The 19040-nt window shown below is 28.3% G+C and carries 20 protein-coding genes; 9 read left to right on the top strand and 11 right to left on the bottom strand.

The genetic code is table 11. From position 1 onward, the window contains the following. On the bottom strand, positions 1-184 hold a 184-nt coding region (locus KKE07_04470), incomplete at its 3' end, for a hypothetical protein (protein ID MBU4270097.1). Between the two features lie 65 nt (positions 185-249). Here KKE07_04470 and KKE07_04465 point away from each other — a divergent pair. Further along, positions 250-1323 carry a hypothetical protein gene (locus KKE07_04465; GenBank protein ID MBU4270096.1) on the top strand — a complete coding sequence of 358 codons (1074 nt, stop codon included), beginning with the start codon at positions 250-252 and terminating at the stop codon, positions 1321-1323. On the opposite strand, the gene KKE07_04460 is transcribed toward KKE07_04465, so the two are convergent. The 9 genes from KKE07_04460 to eno all read right to left on the bottom strand — a co-directional run bounded on the left by KKE07_04460 (position 1314) and on the right by eno (position 9329). Beyond that, complete coding sequence (locus tag KKE07_04460) at positions 1314-2270, bottom strand: MBL fold metallo-hydrolase (protein MBU4270095.1); 957 nt, start codon at positions 2268-2270, stop codon at positions 1314-1316. The genes KKE07_04465 and KKE07_04460 overlap by 10 nt on opposite strands. Before the next feature lie 7 nt (positions 2271-2277). Next, complete coding sequence (gene mnmA, locus KKE07_04455) at positions 2278-3330, bottom strand: tRNA 2-thiouridine(34) synthase MnmA (protein ID MBU4270094.1); 1053 nt, start codon at positions 3328-3330, stop codon at positions 2278-2280. A 6-nt stretch (positions 3331-3336) separates the two neighbouring features. Then, positions 3337-3936 (bottom strand): hypothetical protein, encoded by a 600-nt coding sequence (locus KKE07_04450; protein MBU4270093.1) that lies wholly within the window; start codon positions 3934-3936, stop codon positions 3337-3339. A 102-nt stretch (positions 3937-4038) separates the two neighbouring features. Next, the gene (locus KKE07_04445; GenBank protein MBU4270092.1) at positions 4039-4830 is read right to left on the bottom strand and encodes an ABC transporter permease; all 792 of its coding nucleotides are present in this window, start codon (positions 4828-4830) and stop codon (positions 4039-4041) included. Positions 4831-4832: 2 nt separating this feature from the next. Further along, positions 4833-5585, bottom strand: a complete 753-nt coding sequence (locus KKE07_04440) for an ABC transporter ATP-binding protein (GenBank protein ID MBU4270091.1) — start codon at positions 5583-5585, stop codon at positions 4833-4835. A 388-nt stretch (positions 5586-5973) separates the two neighbouring features. Further along, a complete protein-coding gene (locus tag KKE07_04435; protein MBU4270090.1) occupies positions 5974-7494 on the bottom strand; it encodes an FAD-dependent oxidoreductase in 1521 nt (506 codons plus the stop codon). Then, the gene (locus KKE07_04430; GenBank protein ID MBU4270089.1) at positions 7491-7790 is read right to left on the bottom strand and encodes a type II toxin-antitoxin system RelE/ParE family toxin; all 300 of its coding nucleotides are present in this window, start codon (positions 7788-7790) and stop codon (positions 7491-7493) included. The genes KKE07_04435 and KKE07_04430 overlap by 4 nt, the downstream gene beginning before the upstream one ends. Positions 7791-7793: 3 nt before the next feature. Next, positions 7794-8003 (bottom strand): hypothetical protein, encoded by a 210-nt coding sequence (locus KKE07_04425; protein ID MBU4270088.1) that lies wholly within the window; start codon positions 8001-8003, stop codon positions 7794-7796. 72 nt (positions 8004-8075) lie between these two features. Beyond that, positions 8076-9329: a phosphopyruvate hydratase gene (gene eno / locus KKE07_04420; GenBank protein ID MBU4270087.1), complete on the bottom strand. Its 1254-nt coding sequence runs from the start codon at positions 9327-9329 to the stop codon at positions 8076-8078. Positions 9330-9541: 212 nt separating this feature from the next. Here eno and yajC point away from each other — a divergent pair, with 212 nt between their 5' ends. The 3 genes from yajC to KKE07_04405 are packed head-to-tail and all read left to right on the top strand — an operon-like array spanning position 9542 to position 12112. Continuing rightward, positions 9542-9784 (top strand): preprotein translocase subunit YajC, encoded by a 243-nt coding sequence (gene yajC / locus KKE07_04415; protein MBU4270086.1) that lies wholly within the window; start codon positions 9542-9544, stop codon positions 9782-9784. Between the two features lie 22 nt (positions 9785-9806). Then, positions 9807-10844: a ComEC/Rec2 family competence protein gene (locus KKE07_04410; GenBank protein MBU4270085.1), complete on the top strand. Its 1038-nt coding sequence runs from the start codon at positions 9807-9809 to the stop codon at positions 10842-10844. Continuing rightward, the gene (locus KKE07_04405; GenBank protein MBU4270084.1) at positions 10841-12112 is read left to right on the top strand and encodes a hypothetical protein; all 1272 of its coding nucleotides are present in this window, start codon (positions 10841-10843) and stop codon (positions 12110-12112) included. Before KKE07_04410 ends, KKE07_04405 begins: the two co-directional genes overlap by 4 nt. 10 nt (positions 12113-12122) lie before the next feature. Here KKE07_04405 and KKE07_04400 read toward each other — a convergent pair whose 3' ends face one another. Next, a complete protein-coding gene (locus KKE07_04400) occupies positions 12123-12518 on the bottom strand; it encodes a hypothetical protein (protein MBU4270083.1) in 396 nt (131 codons plus the stop codon). Positions 12519-12643: 125 nt separating this feature from the next. On the opposite strand from KKE07_04400, the gene KKE07_04395 reads away from it, so the two are divergent. The 5 genes from KKE07_04395 to KKE07_04375 all read left to right on the top strand — a co-directional run bounded on the left by KKE07_04395 (position 12644) and on the right by KKE07_04375 (position 19006). Further along, a complete protein-coding gene (locus tag KKE07_04395) occupies positions 12644-13204 on the top strand; it encodes a uracil-DNA glycosylase (GenBank protein MBU4270082.1) in 561 nt (186 codons plus the stop codon). Between the two features lie 528 nt (positions 13205-13732). After that, entirely contained in the window at positions 13733-14767 is a 1035-nt protein-coding gene (gene nusA, locus KKE07_04390) for a transcription termination factor NusA (protein MBU4270081.1), read from the top strand. 41 nt (positions 14768-14808) lie between these two features. Then, a complete protein-coding gene (gene infB / locus KKE07_04385; GenBank protein MBU4270080.1) occupies positions 14809-16914 on the top strand; it encodes a translation initiation factor IF-2 in 2106 nt (701 codons plus the stop codon). Beyond that, on the top strand, positions 16907-17980 hold the full coding sequence (gene lpxK / locus KKE07_04380; protein ID MBU4270079.1) for a tetraacyldisaccharide 4'-kinase: 1074 nt from the start codon (positions 16907-16909) through the stop codon (positions 17978-17980). The genes infB and lpxK overlap by 8 nt, the downstream gene beginning before the upstream one ends. 36 nt (positions 17981-18016) lie before the next feature. Next, positions 18017-19006: an undecaprenyl/decaprenyl-phosphate alpha-N-acetylglucosaminyl 1-phosphate transferase gene (locus KKE07_04375; GenBank protein MBU4270078.1), complete on the top strand. Its 990-nt coding sequence runs from the start codon at positions 18017-18019 to the stop codon at positions 19004-19006. The last annotated feature ends 34 nt before the right edge of the window (positions 19007-19040 follow it).

Raw genomic sequence — 19040 nt, 5'->3', positions numbered from 1 at the left:
TTTTATCTAAATTATTAAACTTTAAATAATATTTATATGCATCTGCAGTAATCACAAAGCCTGATGGAATTGAAACACCCTTTTTTGTAAGTTGTTGAATCATTTCACCTAATGAAGCATTCTTACCACCCACAAGTGAAATATCGTTTATACACAACTCTTCAAATCGTTTTATAAATTTCATGGAAATTAAACCTCTTTTTTTACTATATCTCTATAAAATGATAATCTAAAATAAAAGGACTTAAAATGGCTTTTAAAAAACTCACTTTTATTATTTACGACGGAATTTCAAATTCTGTTTTTACAAGTCAAGTTTTAAAACCATTACTTAATTTACTACAAGAAGACAATAATATCGAAATAAACTTAATATCTTTTGAAAAAACAAGACCCACAAATAAATTTTTACTAAAACTTATACCAGCACATGATCGCTTACACTTTATTTTATGTAGACGGTTACCTTTTGTAGGTAAATTCACATTAAATTTTGCTATTTTTCAGCTAATAAAACTTTTTACAATAATCGAGCATGGCAATATAATTGCACGAGGACCACTTGCTGGACTCGTTGCACAACAAACCCTAAATAAAATTTATAAAAATAGAAATCACAATACCATTCTTACAATTCAAGCTCGCGGTCTTTGCGCTGAAGAATATAGATATACGTATCAAGATTTAAAAGAAAATTTTATTATTAAAAAATATAGAAAATATATATATAAAAAATTATTAAAAATAGAGCAACAAGCTTATAAACAACAAATTAAAAATAAATTTATTAAAAAAATAGAATCAGTAAGTCCGGCATTAAAAGAATATTTAGCCACAACATTTAAAGCTAGCAGATCAAAAATTGAAATAGCACAAAAAGATTTACCACAAAAAATAAATTTTGAACAAATTAAAATTTGGAGACAAGAAGTCAGAAAACAACTTAACATATCTGAAAACCAAACAGTTTATTGTTATAGCGGTTCATACAAACCATGGCAATGCATTCCGGAAATAATAGAATATTTTTTAGAACAATATAAAATCAATCAAAATAGTTTTTTACTTTTACTTTCACCTGATAAACAAGATCTAATTTATTTACTAAAAACAAAAAATATACCTGATAAAAATTATATAATTATTAATTCAAATTATAGCGATTTATATAAATATATGGCTGCAAGTGACATTGGTTTATTATTTAGAGATAAAGATATAATTAACTGGGTCTCAAGACCAACTAAGATGCTTGAGTATCAAACAATCGGGCTTAAAATTGTCCATAATAATACGATAGAGTTACTTGATAATCAAAACTGAATGGATTGTCCAAATCTTAGAATATGTAAATTTTTATCAACCAATAATTTTTGTTGTTCTATCCAATAATTATTAAGTTTTTGTACCGGCAAATAAAAAGTATCAAGATTACCTTTAAATGTACCCCAATGCATTGGAATAAAATTTTTTGCATTTAAATCGATAAAAGCATTTAAAGCTTCAATAGAATCAATATGAGAATATTTTACAATTTTTCTGGGTTCGACCGGACCGATAGGTAATAAAGCAACATCTATAGAATTAAATTTTTGAGCTATATCTTTAAAATGCGAGTCATAAGCAGTATCGCCTGCAAAATAAATATTTTTATTATTTGCAGTTATCATCCAGCTACCCCAAAGAGATTTATTAATTTGATTTATAGATCTACCGGACCAATGAACAGCCGGTAAAAAGTTAAATTCTATAGTTCTATCATCTAATGTAAATACAAAATTTTGCCACCAATCAAACTCAAAAATATTTTCAAATTTATTTTTTTCAAACCATTTTTTAGTATTCTTTGGAGTAAGCATAATTGCATTATGTTTTTTTAATTTCAGTAAACTTTTATAGTTCATGTGATCCGCATGGTCATGAGAAATTAATATAAAATCTATTTTAGGCAAATTATTAATATCTATTCCGGGCGGTAAAACTCGTTTAAATAAAAACATCGAATCATAAAATATTGGATCAACTAAAATATTAAACCCGGAAATTTGAATTAAAAAAGAAGAATGACCAATCCAAGTTACAATTAAATCTTGGCTTTGTTTTATAGGTATGGATGGAGTGAACCAATCAAGAAGATTAATATTTTCAAGATATTTTTTTGAATTATTAGATCTTATAAACATAGGTAAAGATTTTATAAAACAATGAGCAAGTTCTTTAACTCTTTCAAATTGCGTCAAAGTTTTTTGTTTATAAATATTTTTATTCATAACTCCCCTACTCTATTTTTCCACACCCAAGACAAATTTCACCCTCATAAAAAACGGCAAATTGACCTGATGCAATCCCCTGATCATCTTTATCTAAAATTACTTTAGCTTTATTTGTATCCAGAAATATTAGTTCACAATTATATAAATATTCGCCGTGTCTTATTTTAACTTTTAAATTTTTATCTTCAGGAGCAATTCCTAGAATCCAATTAAAATCAGATACAAAAAATTCTTTTCTATTTTTTTCATCAGAATAATATTTATTAGAAATATAAACTATATTGTTATTTGTATCTTTAGAAACTACATACCATGGTCCGCCTGAAAGTCCAATTCCTTTACGTTGTCCAACTGTATAAAACCAAAAGCCTTCGTGTTGTCCAACAACTATTCCTGTTTCAATTTCTACAAAATCACCCTGTTTTTCTCCAAGATATTGCTTTATAAAATCACCAAATTTTATTTTACCCAAAAAACAAATACCTTGGCTGTCTTTTCTTTTAGCATTAGGCAAATTATTTTCTATAGCAATTGAGCGTACCTGCTCTTTTTTTAGATGACCAATTGGAAAAAGAATTTTAGATAGCTGTTCTTGGTTTAAATGTGATAAAAAGTATGTTTGATCTTTAAAACTATCAACAGCTTTTTTAAGAAAAAATTTGTTAGCTTTTTGCTCTATTTGTGCATAATGACCTGTCGCAATTTTATCAAATTTACCTGCAACTTCATCAAAAAAAGCACCAAATTTTATTCTTTTATTACAAAAAATATCCGGGCTTGGGGTTCGACCGGCTCTAACTTCATCTATTGTATAAGATACAATTTTATCCCAATATTGCTTTTGCATATTTACAACTTTTAATGTAACACTTAGTTGTTCACAGACCTGAGTCACATATCTCAAATCTTCTTCCCATGGGCACTGCCCAAGATAAGAAACTTCATCTTCAAGCCAAATTTTTAAATAAAAGGCTGTTAACTCATACCCTTGATCTTTTAACAATTTTAGAGCAACAGAGCTATCAACTCCACCGGAAACCAATACTGCAATATTCATGTTAATTTATGATAATATCTCTAAATTTTTCTTATAAAATTCTGTTGAAAATATATAATCAAAAATTTCATTAATATAAGCTTTTTTATCATTCCAAAGATTTAATATTTTAGATTCCCATTCACTATATGGAACAGTGGTATTTTGTGCTAAAATTGCAATAAAATACGCAAATAATTTCATCTGATAAACAGGTGCATATTTTTTAAAACTTAACATACCAACAATATCGGGAGATAATGTCTTAGATAAATTTATAACAGACTTTATAGCATTTATGGATAAATTATTTGCAATTGCCAAATTCAAAAATTCCATCCAAAACTCTGCCGGTAAATTTTCTGTTAAGCTCTTGGATAAGTTATTCAAAAATTCTGCTGAATATTTGTCTTTTTCTTGTAAGGCTTCCAAAATTACAATCAAATCAATTTCTTGTTTTTCTATTTGTTCAAAAAGAATTTTATCTTGATCATTTATAACTGTTTTTTTTAGTTCAGCCATAATATCGGCTTCATTAGAATCTATAACTTGTTCATCTTGAGCATTCAAAACTATAGCAGAAAAGCTTAACAAAAATACCACTAAAAACATTTTCAATTTATTCATAAAACACCTAAACTATATAAAAAAATTAATATTCGCTGTTTTATTGTCGCAGACTAGATAAAAAGCGCAAGCGGCATAATTTATTTATAGTACAAATTATAATTAAACAAAATCAAGCCGTTTTTTAAGCATTTTAAAAGACCAAATACTCATAATAATTAATGTAATTAATAATACTAAACTGCAAACCCAAAAATTTATAGATCCATTTTGCCCGAGCATTACAGCTCGCATACCCTCTGTCATATAAAAAATAGGGTTTAAAAGCATAAAATAAGACACTTTAGGAGCCACAGCATGAACAGAATCCCACGAAAACTGAAATCCTCCCAAAAACCATAATGGGAAAATTATTCTAACCCATAACATCTCAAATTTATCCATTGATGGAATAAGTGCGGCAACAAGAAGAGATGCTGTTGAACAGACTAAATTGACAAGAACAAGTAAGAATAAAAATTTTGTCCAAGCAATAGCAAAAAAATTAAGCTGACTCCATAATATTAATTTTGCTAATGGAAGTAAGAATATTGCCATTACACTACCAACAATTGTATTATAAAGTACATTACTACATAAAACTGTTGCTGTATGTGTTGGTAATGTTAAATAATACGCTATTATTTGATCATGTTCAAAATCAGCCACCATTTTTGCTGCAGTTCCATAAATTTCAAATATTGCACCAGATGCTATTATTCCTGCAAACTGAAAAACCCCAAATTTTTCTGACAATCCAAACGATTGCATTAAGTAACCAGAGACAAACATCGTACAAGAAGCCCAAATATAATAATTAATAAATTTATCAAAAAGTACTTTTCTTATATTTGTAAATTTTAAACTCAATAATTGTTTTAATACATTCATATCAACTTGAAATAACATACTCATAATCATTCCTTATTTTCTTGCATTAATGCCAAAAAAACATCTTCTAAATTCTTTTTCTTAAAATCTGATACTAGCTTTTCCGGAGTATCAATTAATTTAATAAGACCATTGTCCAAAATACAAACTCTATCAGAAAGAAATTCAGCTTCATCTAAATAGTGAGTGGTTAAAATAACCGTAACACCTTCTTGTTTAAGTTCTCTAATTATTGCCCAAATTTCACGTCGTATATGAGGATCAAGTCCAACAGTTGGTTCATCAAGTAATACTATTTTAGGAGAATGCATTAAACACCGGGCTATCGTAAAACGCTGTTTATATCCACCAGATAAAACATCAGATTTTCTTGGTAAATATTCTTTAAGACCAAATTGATCTGTTAATTTTTTAAGTCTTATATTAATTTCACTTTCTGACAAACCATACAAGCGACCCGAAAAAATTAAATTTTGTTCAAGCGTTAAAAAATCATCTAAGTTTGGTTTTTGAGGGCAGAACCCAACCATTGATCTATAATTTACCAAATTATCATAAATTGATTTACCTTCAAAAATTATATCACCTTCAGTTGCTGGGTGTAATGTAGCAATTATAGAAGAAAGCGTTGATTTGCCGGCACCATTAACACCAAGTAGAGTTATAACTTCGTTATTGTAAATATCAAGAGTTACACCCTTTAAAGCGCTTATAGGCTTTTGCCCTTTTTGTTTATAAATTTTTTTAATATTTTTTATCTGTAAGAGTTTATTAGACATAATAATTCCCTAATTAATTTTTAAAACAAATCTTTACCTGAACGATTAATATCAGGCCAAGTAAAAACTACCCCCGCATATGTAAGTGTATGATAAAAGAAATTAATATGTAAAGGAAATGAACACTAATAGATGCAACAAGTAATTATTTACTTGGATTTTGACACACTAGCAATAATTTTAACCAAAACTTTCATGAAACAACTCCTTGAGAAAATAGAGCTTAAAATAATATTATTGATTTTATATAATCATAAACTTTACAAATTGGCAATATATTTTAAAAAAAATTATTTTATAAACTAGCTGCTATCTCCAATAATCTATTATATTTTGCAACACGCTCGCCTCTGACCTGCGCTCTAGATTTATATTAAATTAAAATATTTTATATTTTTTTATCTAAAATATCATTGGCACACTTCATACCCGAACCTATAACAGCTTCAACGCCACCGCCCGAAACTGAAGCGCTTGCCAAATATAAACCTTTGACAGACGTCTTAAAATATGGACGATTTTTGTTTTCGGAAAAATCAAAAGAATATATAGCCCCTTCTGGCATAGATGTAAATTTTTCATAAGATTTTGGGGTTAAAATATCTTTAAATATAATTTTTTTGCTAAAACCTGGAATAAACATTTCAACCTTATCAATTATTTTCTGAGCCATTTTTTCTTTATATTTTGCGTATTCTAACGAGTTTAATTCCGAAAAATCTTTGTATTTAGCCAATGTTATAAGGGTCACGCTAGCTTTACCTTTTGGAGCCAAATTTGAATTTATATTCGAACCAATTAATACATGACAACTATTTGGAATAGATATAAAAGATGTATGCTGTGATAAATCCATGTCAACTCCTAAATTAACAACAAATGCAGATGTGGACATCTTTAACTTATTAACAGCTTTAACAAAATTTTGGTCAATATTATCTTGATCCAAAAGTTTCGAAAATGTTGTCTTTGCATTAACATTTGCAATAATAATTGGGCTTAAAAATATCTGTTCTCCAACATTAATACCATAAACTTTATTATCTTTTACAAGAATTTTATCCACTTTACGACTTGTTAACACAGTCCCATTGTTTTTTTCAATAAAATCTTTTAGTGTGTTAACAAAACTTTGGACGCCTCCTTGTGGATGGCAACCGCCATAAATAAAATATTGCAAACTAACAAATAAACTGCCACTTGCAGGAATTTGGTCTGCATGGGCTCCAATATATCCAAGCAAAGAACAAAGTATATTTTTTAGTTCTTCATTTTTAAAAAATTCATTAAGAATTTGTTCGTATGTTACTGTTGACCATTTTTTATAAATATCCCAATATTTTTCAGCTTGATTTGATCTTTCTAAAATTGCTTGTTCAGCTTGATTTAAAAATTTTTCAAGATTTTCTTTTTCTTCCGGAAAATATTTTGATAGTTGTTTTATAAAATCTTGTTTTGTTCCATCAAATATAATTTTTTGATCTCCAATAAAATATGTGCGTTTATGTAAAACAAAAAGATCTTCTTTTTTAAGCTCAAGAATATCCAAAAGCCTTTGCGTTGCTCCAAATTTCCATAAACCACTTATATCTTCAACACCAACTGTACAATAAAATCCATTACGCATATAAGAAGAACAAAATCCACCAACCTGTTCATGTTGCTCTAAAACCAAAACTTTATATCCATTTTTTGCTAAAATTGATGCACATGACAATCCACCAACTCCAGAACCAACAACAATAGCATCATATTCATTAAATTGTTTAATTTTTGAAATTTCACTAGAAGCAACCCAGTTATATTTAGCTGTAGTATCAACTTTTTTTTGTGTCCAATCACAACTGCTAAAAAATACTGTAATTAGCCATAAAATAATATGAATTTTATTAAATATTAATTTTTTCATAAGATCCTTTTATCCAGCTTTTGATAAATATCTTTTCTATGTCCAATTGCAACAATATATATAATAATTTTTTCATGTTTTATAGAATAAATAACCCTATAATCTCCAACTCTCAAGCGATATAACAAATTTTTTGATTTTAATTTTTTAATATTCAAATTGCTATGATTAACAGAAATTAACAGCTTAATCTTATCCAATATTTTTGATATTGTTTGTCTATCAATTTTCTTAAGATCTTTGGTTGCTTCATCTGCAAAAACAACAGTATAGCCCACACATGGTGGATGTATCATTTTTTACTTCCTCTTGCCTAAAAAAGCCTTTTCCACATCCTCAAGCTTATGCGTTTTAGTTTTTTTTGCCAAAATTTTTTCAGCACGTTTTATATCATAAGAATCTTCAAGCTCTTCTATCAGCGCATTGTAAGCCTTAATATCAAGTTGAACGGCAAGAGGCTTACCATCAGCTCCAACTAGAAATTTTGGTTGAAATTTTTGTTTTTTCATAAATATTCCTTTAATTTAACATTCTATTTTATCTTCTAAAGCATTTCTAAATTTTTGTAAATATTTCTAAAATTACAAATTTGCCTCTATCTCCAATAATCTATTATATTTTGCAACACGCTCGCCTCTGCATGGAGCTCCGGCTTTCATAAAAGCAGAATTGGTACCAACGGCCAGATCAGATATAAACGTATCCATAGTTTCACCGGATCTGTGAGATATTACTGTTTTATAATTGTTATCTTTTGCCAATTTAATAGCATTGAGAGTTTCCGTTACCGTACCAATTTGATTAGGTTTTATAAGTACGGAATTGGCAACTTTTTTATCTATGCCAATTTTAATTAATTTTGGATTTGTAACAAAAATATCGTCACCTACAAGTTGAATATTTCCACCCAATTTTTCTGTCAAAAATTTCCAGCCGGACCAATCATCTTCGCAAATACCGTCTTCTATGGAATAAATAGGGTAGCTACTAATTAAATTGTCATAAAAAGTTACAAGTTCCGTTGTATTAAGATTATCTGAGCCAATTTCATATATTTTTTCTTTTTCGTTATAAAATTGTGATGCGGCAACATCAAGACAAAAAACTATATCTTTACCAACAGAATAACCACTATTTTTAACTGCAAAAACAAGTAAATCTAATGTTTTTGTTATTATATCTTTACCTGAACCTAAAATTTTTGGAGCAAAACCACCCTCATCTCCAACCCCGACAGAATATCCCTCTTTTTTAAGTATATTTTTTAAATTTTGGTAAACAATTACAGCTCTTTGCAGTTTTTCAGAAAAGCTATAATTACCAACCGGCATAATCATAAATTCCTGGAATGGAATCCCATTATCGGCATGAGCCCCGCCATTTAACACATTAAACATTACATTTGGCAATAAAAAATTGTTGTTACCAAAAATTTTGCCAATAAATTTATATAATTCGAGATTTTCCATATAGGCTTGAGCTCTTGTAACTGCCATACTTACAGCCAAAATTGCATTTGCGCCCAAGTTAGCTTTATTTTCAGTATTATCAAGGTTAATTAGCTCTTGGTCCATAATTTTAAAATCAGGCAATTTATTAATAAATTTAGGGGCAATAATATTATTTATATTCCCAATAGCCTTAAATACACTTTTACCCATATATATATTTTTATCACAATCACGCAATTCTAAAGCCTCAAGCTTACCAGTAGAAGCCCCGGATGGCACACTGGATTTAACTAAATAATTATTATCCAATAATAGATTACATTCAATTGTTGGCCAACCTCGTGAATCTAAAATTTGCATAGCCAATATTTTCTTTATTTTCATAAACAACTTTCTTGTTAAAATTGACATTTAAACAATATATAGTTATCTATATTAACTGTTAAAATCAACAAAAAATAATTTTTAAATAAAAAGAAAGAATTAAAATGTTTACACTTATACTTTCAATTTTAACTACAAAAGCAGATATGTATAAAGAATACACACATCCGGCGGTACAAGATTTTTTTACAAAATATGGTCAATTTTTTGTAATGCTAATTTTTATATTAATTTTTTATTTTATGCTTATAAGACCACAAAGCAAACAACGTCAAGCTATAAATAATATGATTAATAATTTAAAAATCGGCGATAAAATAATTACCAAGGGTGGAATAATAGCTCAAATTTCTCAAATAAAAGAAGAAACATTGATAATAGAAGTTGAAGCCGGAACTAAAATAGAAATATTAAAACATGCAGTTGTTTCTTTAATTAATGACGATCAAAAATAAATTTAGTCTTTTAATATGCCTGTTGTTTTTAATAGCAGGCATATCTTTTCAAGAGCTCTTTTCATTTAAATTTTATTTTTCACTTTTAATAACAGCTTTAACAGATGTAGTTGCTTTTTTATTTTTGAGAAAAAATTTTAAAGCAATATTTATCTGCTCAATATTTTTTTTCACAGGCACAATAATTCTTAATTATCAAAAAAATAGTTACGAATTTTTACAAAAAAAATTAGAAAATAAAATTATAAATATCAAAGCAGAAGTAATAAACAAAGAAATAAACAAATTTGGTAAAATAAAAGAAGAAATTTTATTAAAAGTTATTGCAACAAATGATCCAAGTTTAATTAACACAAATTTTAATATAATTTTGTATTTATACACAAATACAAATATTGAACACAACCAAATATTATTAATAAAAAACCTAAAAATAAAAAATTTAAGTAAAAGAACAGGTTTTAAATATTATTTAATAAAAGAAGATATAAATGCAACGATATTTACCCAAAAAATAGATTACGAGATTATTGAAAATCAAAAAAATTTTATAACTAAAAAAATCTATGAATTTAAAAGAAATCTATTTATAAATCTTAAAAATAAAATAAATAATGCTAATTTTAGTTATTTCTCATCAATATTTTTGGGATATAAAAAAGAGTCAATCAGTAATCAAGAAAAAAATCTATTTAATATTTGGGGAATATCTCATTATCTTGCAAGATCCGGGCTTCATATCGTTTTATTTATTTTAATTTGGCAACTAATTTTGTCTCTTATTCCAATTAATTTAAATTTTAAAAATATAATTTTATTATTCTTAGTTCTCTTATATACAATACTTTCATGGTCAAGCATATCTCTTTTAAGAGCTTTTTATGCATTTGTATTTATACAATCCGGAAATTTATTAAATCAACAAACAAAATATTTACATTTATTATCATTAACATGCCTGATAACTTTATTATTAAATCCCATACAATTATTTTTTGTTGACTTTCAGCTTACATATGGATTAACATTTACACTCATTTTAATAAAGGAGATGGGATGAAAAAATTATTTTTTTTATATTTAATATTTACGCAACTTTGTGCTATCGAAAATAAAAATTATACAGTTATGTGTTATATGACATCAAATAACGATCTTTTTGCATTTTCAGAAAAAAATATAGATCAAATGAAAAAAATAGGCTCAAACAATAATTTAAATATTCTTGTACAACAAGATGTTTTTGAAAAAACTGAATCAAAAAGAATTTTTGTTAAAAAAAATAAACTTGAAATAATACAAACATTAACAGAAAAACCTGAAAGCATAAGTGGTACACCTGAAAATCTCTTTAGTTTTGTAAAATGGTGTATTGAAAATTATCCGGCAAAAAAATATTTTTTAATTTTATGGGATCATGGTTCAGGAATAATTGATCCAAATATATGGAAATTTAATCATGCAAATCTTTATATATTTAATCCGGAATTGGGTTTATTTGAACTGAATAGAGATGAAATTAACAAACGCGGAATATGCTTTAATGAAGTTTTTGATGTCTATTTAAATAACCAAGATTTAAAAAATACTCTTAGAAAAATTTCTATAGAACTTTTAGCCGGTAAAAAAATTACATTAGGATTTGATGCGTGCAATATGGCTATGGCAGAAATTGCTTTTCAAATTAAAGATTATGTTGATATTATAATTGCATCACAAGAAACAGAGCCGGGAAGCGGTTGGAATTATGAAACGCTTTTAAAACCATTAAAATCAAAAGATTTAACGCCGCAAGAGTTTGCAAAAGCAACTGTCGAATCTTATCAGAAATATTACGAGAAAACATTTGCAGATTTTACCCTTTCTGCAGTTAATATAACTGAATTTGATTTATTAACAAAAAAAATAGACTCTATTGCCCAAGATTTAATAACAATATTAAATTCAGAAAATAAAAAAATAATTTTAAGTGAACTTACAAAAATCAGAACAAGTAGAAAATATTCAACAATATTTGCAAATCCGGATTACATAGATCTTAATAATTTTTTTACAAGTCTTAGCGATTTTGTTAAAAAAAATATTAATAACGAAAAATATAAAATAAATAAAAAAGAATTTGATAACTTAAATACAAATTTAATAACAGCAACAGAGATATTAAATAAATTAGTGTTAAAAAAAACATTTTGTTTTTCATTGCCATTTGCCGATGGAATATCAATATATTTTCCAACAAAAAAAATACATAATTCTTATGAAAAAACAGATTTTGCGACTACAAACAAATGGCTAGATTTTTTAAAAGCTTATGTAAAATTAAGATAACTTTATTTAATTACTTATTTTCGCCAGGCTTATCTCCAAAACTTTCTTTTAAATCACCGTTAAATACAACTTTACGTTCACAGCGCTTTTTATTTTTATTATATCTAAACGTGACCGTTGTAAGTTTTTTTGAATCAACTCTTACCTTAGCACCATAAGAGTTATACTTACTCCAAACTCTTGAATCTATACCCTCGTCTCTCGCTTGAGCTACAGTTGGCATGGCATATTTTTCACTGAGCATTTCAATTTTCATTTCTGTAACATCTCTATTTATATCATAATTGCTGCTACTGCCGTCTTTAATTCGATCGTTGCTTGCAATAACCTTATTTCCCACATCACACGAAAATTTTATTGTCTTTCCAGTTGTATTTAAAACTCTAAGCTCACCCGATAAAAACATAAAACAGGACAAACCATATAAAAACATAAAAATTTTACTAACTCAAAAAATAATACAAACTAAATTAAAAATAAAAGATAAATAATAAAGGTTACAAATATTGTAAATATAAAGGCTTTTGAATTATGAAAAAGCAAGAAGAATTAAATCTAATAAAAAAAAATTATGAAAAGTGTCAAAAATGCCCATTGGCAAAATTGGGCAGAACCCAAGTAGTTTTTGGTAAAGGAAATTCAAATGCAAAACTAATGTTCATAGGCGAAGGCCCCGGAAGAGATGAAGATTTGCAAGGCTCACCATTTATCGGCAGAGCCGGGCAATTGCTAACAAAAATGATTGAGGCTATGGGACTTAAAAGAGAAGATGTGTATATATCAAATGTAGTGAAATGTAGACCGCCAAATAACAGGACTCCATTACCCGATGAAAGCATTATCTGCAAAAAAGAGATTCTAGCCAAAGAAATAGCCTTAATAGAACCACAAATTATTTGTTGTCTTGGCTCAAGTGCCACCAAAGCACTCTTGGGAGATGAAATAAAAATAACCCAAATACGAGGACAATTTTTTGAACTTAACGGAATAAAAATTATGCCAACCTTTCATCCCGCATATCTATTAAGAAATCCAAACGCAAAAAGACCGGTCTGGCAAGATTTGCAAAAAATAATAGCCAACCTGAAATAAATCTCAAATTATTATAACCACCTAAAAATAAGAATTCTTGTCTATTCAGACATAATGTGGATAACTATGTGGATAATATGTGGATAACATGTGGATAACTTTTTTAAAGTCAAAAAAACACACTCAAAAAGCCCTGCAGCAAAGCGTTTTAAAAAATGTACAAAAAACACACAGGCTTTAGCTCGAGCAGCGCGACATATTGACAAACAGGCTAAAAGTTATCCACATGTTATCCACATGTTATCCACATGTTATCCACATTTTTTGGAGAATAAGAAATGCCGTAGAATAAAGGGTAAAGTGCTATTTTTTTGAAAGTTATCCACATTTTTTGGGGTCACTCATTATTATTAATATATATATATATATAATAAATAATAATAATGAGCGGGGTACCCCCCCATAAAAATAAATCTTTGGGTGTTTGACTTCGCTTCACTTTTTTTGTTTTTAATTTAGAATGAATATGTGTTTTATTTCAGTTCTGTTCAATTTTCTTAATTTATACTATTTAGGGATAAGGCTACTGTGAATTTAATTGATGTTATAGAAGGCCTAGTTGATGAGCGTGGCCTTGATAAAGAAAGTGTTATTTCGGCTGTTTGCGAAGGCGTCTTGGCGGCTTTTCAGAAAAAGTTTCCAGAAACTCCTTTAAAAGTTGTTTTCAATAAAAAAATAGGCGAACTTGAAGCATTTGTCGATAAAACTGTTGTTGCTACAGCTAAGGATAGTGATACAGAAATTTCTTTAAGAAGGGCAAAAGTTATTGATGCCAAGGCTAAAGTTGGCGATATTATTGCCGTTCCATTTGAGCATAAAATCGGACGAATTGAAATTTTGACTGCAAAACAAATTATTGCTAATAAAATAAAGGCATTGGAGCAATCTTCCGTTTACAATGATTTTAAAGACAAACAAGGTTCTATTATAAGTGGTACTGTGTATAAAAGAGAACGTGCCGGTTTTGCTGTCAAAATAGGCGAAATTACAGCGCTTCTTCCAAATGAAAATCTTATTCCAATGGAAAATTTAAGAGCCGGGCTTCCAATAAGAGCATTGTTAAAAGAAGTTTTGCCTGTTTCTATGGGCGATTACCAATTAATCTTGGACAGAGGTTCTGCTGCATTTGTCAAAAAGCTTTTGGAAATAGAAATTCCGGAAGTTTTTGAGGGTGTTGTTGAGGTAAAAAAAATTGTTCGTATTCCAGGATATAAAACAAAAGCTGTTGTTTTATCCAATAATAAAGATATAGATCCTGTCGGAACTTGTGTTGGCGTTGGGGGTTCTAGAATAAAGCCTATTTTAAGAGAGCTCGGTCAAGAAAAAATTGATTTAATACAGACAACGGATTCATTGGAGTCGTTAATTAAATTAAGTTTGAAGCCTGCTGAAATTGATAAGGTTGCTATTGAAGGCGATGGTAAGGCAATGGTCTGGTTGGCTCAGGATCAACGTTCATTGGCTATTGGAAAAATGGGGCAAAATATAAATTTAGCTTCTCGTTTAGTTGGATTGGAGATTCAACTGCAGGATGTTGGTGGTGAGGATTCATCTAAGAAATAAGCAATTTGATTTTGGGGTTTTTATTTTTGAAAAGAGTGTTTATGCGTATATATGAGTTTGCTAAAGAAAAAAATCTCTCCAGTAAGGAGATTTTAGAAGTTTTAAAAAGCAATGGCTATGAATTTGCAAGCCATATGTCCGTAATTTCTGATCAGGCATTAGTTTTTTTGAATAAAAAATATTCTAAAGATGCAAAAACTTCTATCGAAAAATCCCCAGAAAAAAATGTTGTAAAAGATGTTGTTACTGAAAAAAAACCTGAAGTTAAGATAATTAAAAAAGAGAAAGATTTAAGGGCTAGTAAGTCTGATACAGAAGTGATTGAAGAAAAAACTGCTGTTCAAATTACTGAAGATAAAAAAATATTTAACACTTCAACTCATAAAAAAAATAATGAAGAAAGAAGAATTGTGACTGAAATTATATTGACAGACAGTATGCCTTTGCATCAAGCCGCGAATCTTATGGGTAAATCTGACGGTGAATTGATTTTCGCCCTTTTAAAAAAGGGATCGATTTGTAATAGAAATAATATTATTCCTATTGATACTATTAAATCTTTGGCTCAAGATTTTGGAATTAAGGTTGAAATAAAAAATATTTCACAAGATTTGGAAAAATTTTTACCTAAAAATAAAACTGGGGCATTTCGTTGGCCTATTGTTGTTGTTATGGGACACGTTGACCATGGAAAAACAACATTATTGGATTTTTTGAGAAAACAAAATGTTGCTGCAAAAGAAAAAGGCGGAATTACTCAGCATCTTGGCGCTTATGAAGTTGAAAGCAAACATGGTAAAATTATATTTTTAGATACACCCGGTCATGAGGCATTCACTTATATTCGTTCTCGTGGCGCAAATGTTACAGATTTGGCTGTCCTTGTTATTTCAGCTGAAGATGGTATTAAACCTCAGACTATTGAATGCATAAAGCATGCCAAGCAGGCTCAAGTTCCTATTATTGTTGCTGTTAATAAAATTGACAAAATTTCTCCGGAGCGTTTGGATCCTGTAATGCAAAGTATAAAAAGAGATTTGGCTGCAAAAGATATTTTGGTTGAAGATTGGGGCGGCGATGTGATTTGTCTTCCTATTTCTGCTAAAACCGGTGCCGGTGTTGATGAATTACTTGAAATGATAATACTTCAATCTGAGTTGATGGATTTAAAGTCAGACAAAAATTTACCGGCAAAATCTTTTGTTTTGGAATCAAATTTAGAAAGAGGCCTTGGTCCTGTTGCTACGGTTATAACTTTAGAGGGTACTTTGCGTATCGGTGATTATTTTACTTGCGGTAATTCCACTGGTAGAGTAAGAGTTTTGGTTGATAGCTATGGCAATAGATTGAAAGAAGCATTGCCTTCAATACCTGTAAAAGTTATTGGTTTTGATAATTTTGCAGAAATCGGCGGATGGTTAAAGGTTGTTCCTTTTGATGAATATAAAAAAGCTAAATTTTCTACTAAAGCAATAGTTCAATCTCCGTCTATGGATTTCTCAATTGCTCTTATGAATCAAGACAAAAAATCAATTAATTTAATAATTAAAACAGATACTAGAGGTTCAAAAGAGGCTATTGAAGGCTCTATAGAAAAACTTGCAAAACTTACCGAAAAAGATTGTTCTTCAATAAATATAATATATAGTTCTATTGGTGATGTTTCTGAATCCGATATAGAAAGAGCAAGCGATTCTAATTCTATGATTTTGACTTTACACGCTAAAATTGATAAAAAAGCTATGATATTGGCGCAAGAAAAAAATGTTAAAGTTCATAATTTTGATATTATTTATCATTTGGTAGAATTTTTAGAGGCTGAACTTAAAAAAACTAAAAAGATTGTTACGCGTTGGGTTCCCAAAGCTAAACTATTGGTTAAAAAAGTTTTCGATCTTAAAAAACTCGGAATTATTGCCGGATGTTCTGTCCAAGAAGGCGTTGTGGCTAATGGCAACAAGGTTGTTTGTATGCGCGCCGGGCGAAATGTTGGTGAAGGTATTATAAAGAGTCTTCAAAAGGATCGTAAAGTTGTAAAAGAAGTTCATGCCGGTTACGAATGTGGTTTCGTATCTGATAATTTTCAAGATTGGGCTGAAGACGATTTGGTAAATGTTTTTGCTGAAGAAAAAGTTGTCGGTGAATAAAAAAAAATTAAATTTGGTTTTTATTAATTTTTGGGAAAAGTCTTATGATTTTTCCCAATTTTCTTTTATAGAAAATATTTATAAAATTATTTTCTATTTGGTTCTAATTTATAAAAAAAATTTTTTAAAGCCCAAGCAATACCCTTTTAAGGTTATATCCGTTGGAAATATTTCTGTTGGCGGTACGGGTAAGTCAGTATTTGTACAATTTTTAGTAAAAAATTTTTCAGCATTTAAGTGTGCTATTGTTATGCGTGGTTACAAAAGTAAGGCTGAAGGTGATGGAAAAAATTATTTAATTGATCTTAGTACCAATAAAGATATTTTAGATCAAGTTGGCGATGAAGCGGTTATGTTACTTAATAATTTACAGTGCTCGATTGTTGTTGGCGCTAATAGAGCTAAGTCCTGTGATTTACTGGATAATTCGTATGATATAGTATTTCTTGACGACGCTTATCAAAATTTTTTAATTAAAAAAGATTTTGAAATATTGCTTTTAGATGCAACAAGGCCATTTTCAAATGGCCATTGCCTTCCCGCCGGGAAATTAAGAGAAAAAGATATTAGTCGGGCTGATATAATTATTTTAACTCATGCAGATAAGTTAAGTGTTGATGCCTTAATTTTATTAAAAAATAAGTTAAGCATAAATTTTGATAATGAAAATATTTTTTTTGGTAAGCATGAATTTTCAGGATTATATCTGTGGGATAAAAATTTTACATCTATTGAATTTTTACAAAATAAAAAAATATTGGCATTTGCCGGCATTGGTTCATTTGATTCTTTTAAAAATAGTTTAAAAGATATTGGTTTAAAAAATTTAAACTTTATAGAATTTCAAGATCATTGTAATTATACTCAACAGTATTTTGATAATATTTTAAATTATTATAATTCAAAAAATATAGATGTATTAATTACCACACAAAAAGATTGGGTAAAAATTTCTAAATTTTTTAATAATAATATTTTTATTTACGTACTAAGAATAGAATTTAATTTTTTGGATCATACTGATGAAAAAAAGTTTTTAACAAAATTAAAAAATAAACTATTATAATTTATTGATGTTAAAAATTAAAAGAGAGATGTAGGTATGAAAGCTGTTCTTGCAAGACATATATTTTGTTTTGTTTTTCCAATATTATTTGCATTATATCTTTTTCCAATATTAATAAAAATTGCAACGCGATTTAATATTTTAGATAATCCTGACGGTAGGGTTAAAATTCATAAAAATCCTGTGCCATACTTGGGTGGTCTGGGAATTTATATTCCTTTTATAGCGACTCTTGCTATTGCATATCCGTTTGATAATTATATTTTATGGCTATTATTGGGGGTTACATTTTTATTATTTGTTGGACTTATAGACGATCTTAAAGCATTAAAACCACTACAAAAATTCGCAGGACAAATTATAGCAGTGATATGTTTTTTAAAGGGAGGTTATGCTTTAAAACATATATTTTTTTCAGATATATTAAATGTTTTTGTATCGGCATTTTGGATGCTTTCCGTTATAAATGCTTTTAATTTAATTGATATTATGGATGGTCTATTGGCTACAGTTTCAATATTATCCGGAGTCTCTTTTTTTGTTGTTGCCCTATATTTAAAACAGTATACTTTATCAATATTAATTTTAACTTTTATATCACCATTTTTTGTTTTTTTGTTTTACAATAAGCCTGATGCAAAAATATATTCGGGAGATGCGGGAGCTTTATTTGCAGGTGGCTTTTTTGCAGCAATTCCTCAACTTTTTAATTGGAGTAATATTTCACATTTGGCTTATTATACTCCGGCAATTTTATTGGCTATTCCTATGCTTGAAATATTATTTTTAGTCATTATTAGAACCTACAAAAAGATGCCTTTTTATAGACCTAGCCCGGATCATTTTGCTTTATACTTAAAACGAAAAAAATGGGCTGTAATAAAAATATTAAAATTTGTTTTTTTGATTTCTATTATTTTATTTATAGTTTCAATATTGTTTTTACTAAAAATAATATCTTTTAATGTTTTAATTTTATTTGGGATCTTATTTTTATTATTTTGGACTTATATTATTTATTTCTAAAAAATTATTTTAATATTTTTATTACAGCCCATTT

The sequence above is a fragment of the Candidatus Dependentiae bacterium genome (assembly GCA_018897535.1).
GTDB lineage: Bacteria > Babelota > Babeliae > Babelales > UASB340 > UASB340.
The sequence above is the reverse complement of the archived record's forward strand: the minus strand, read 5'-3'. Positions and strand labels throughout refer to the sequence as shown.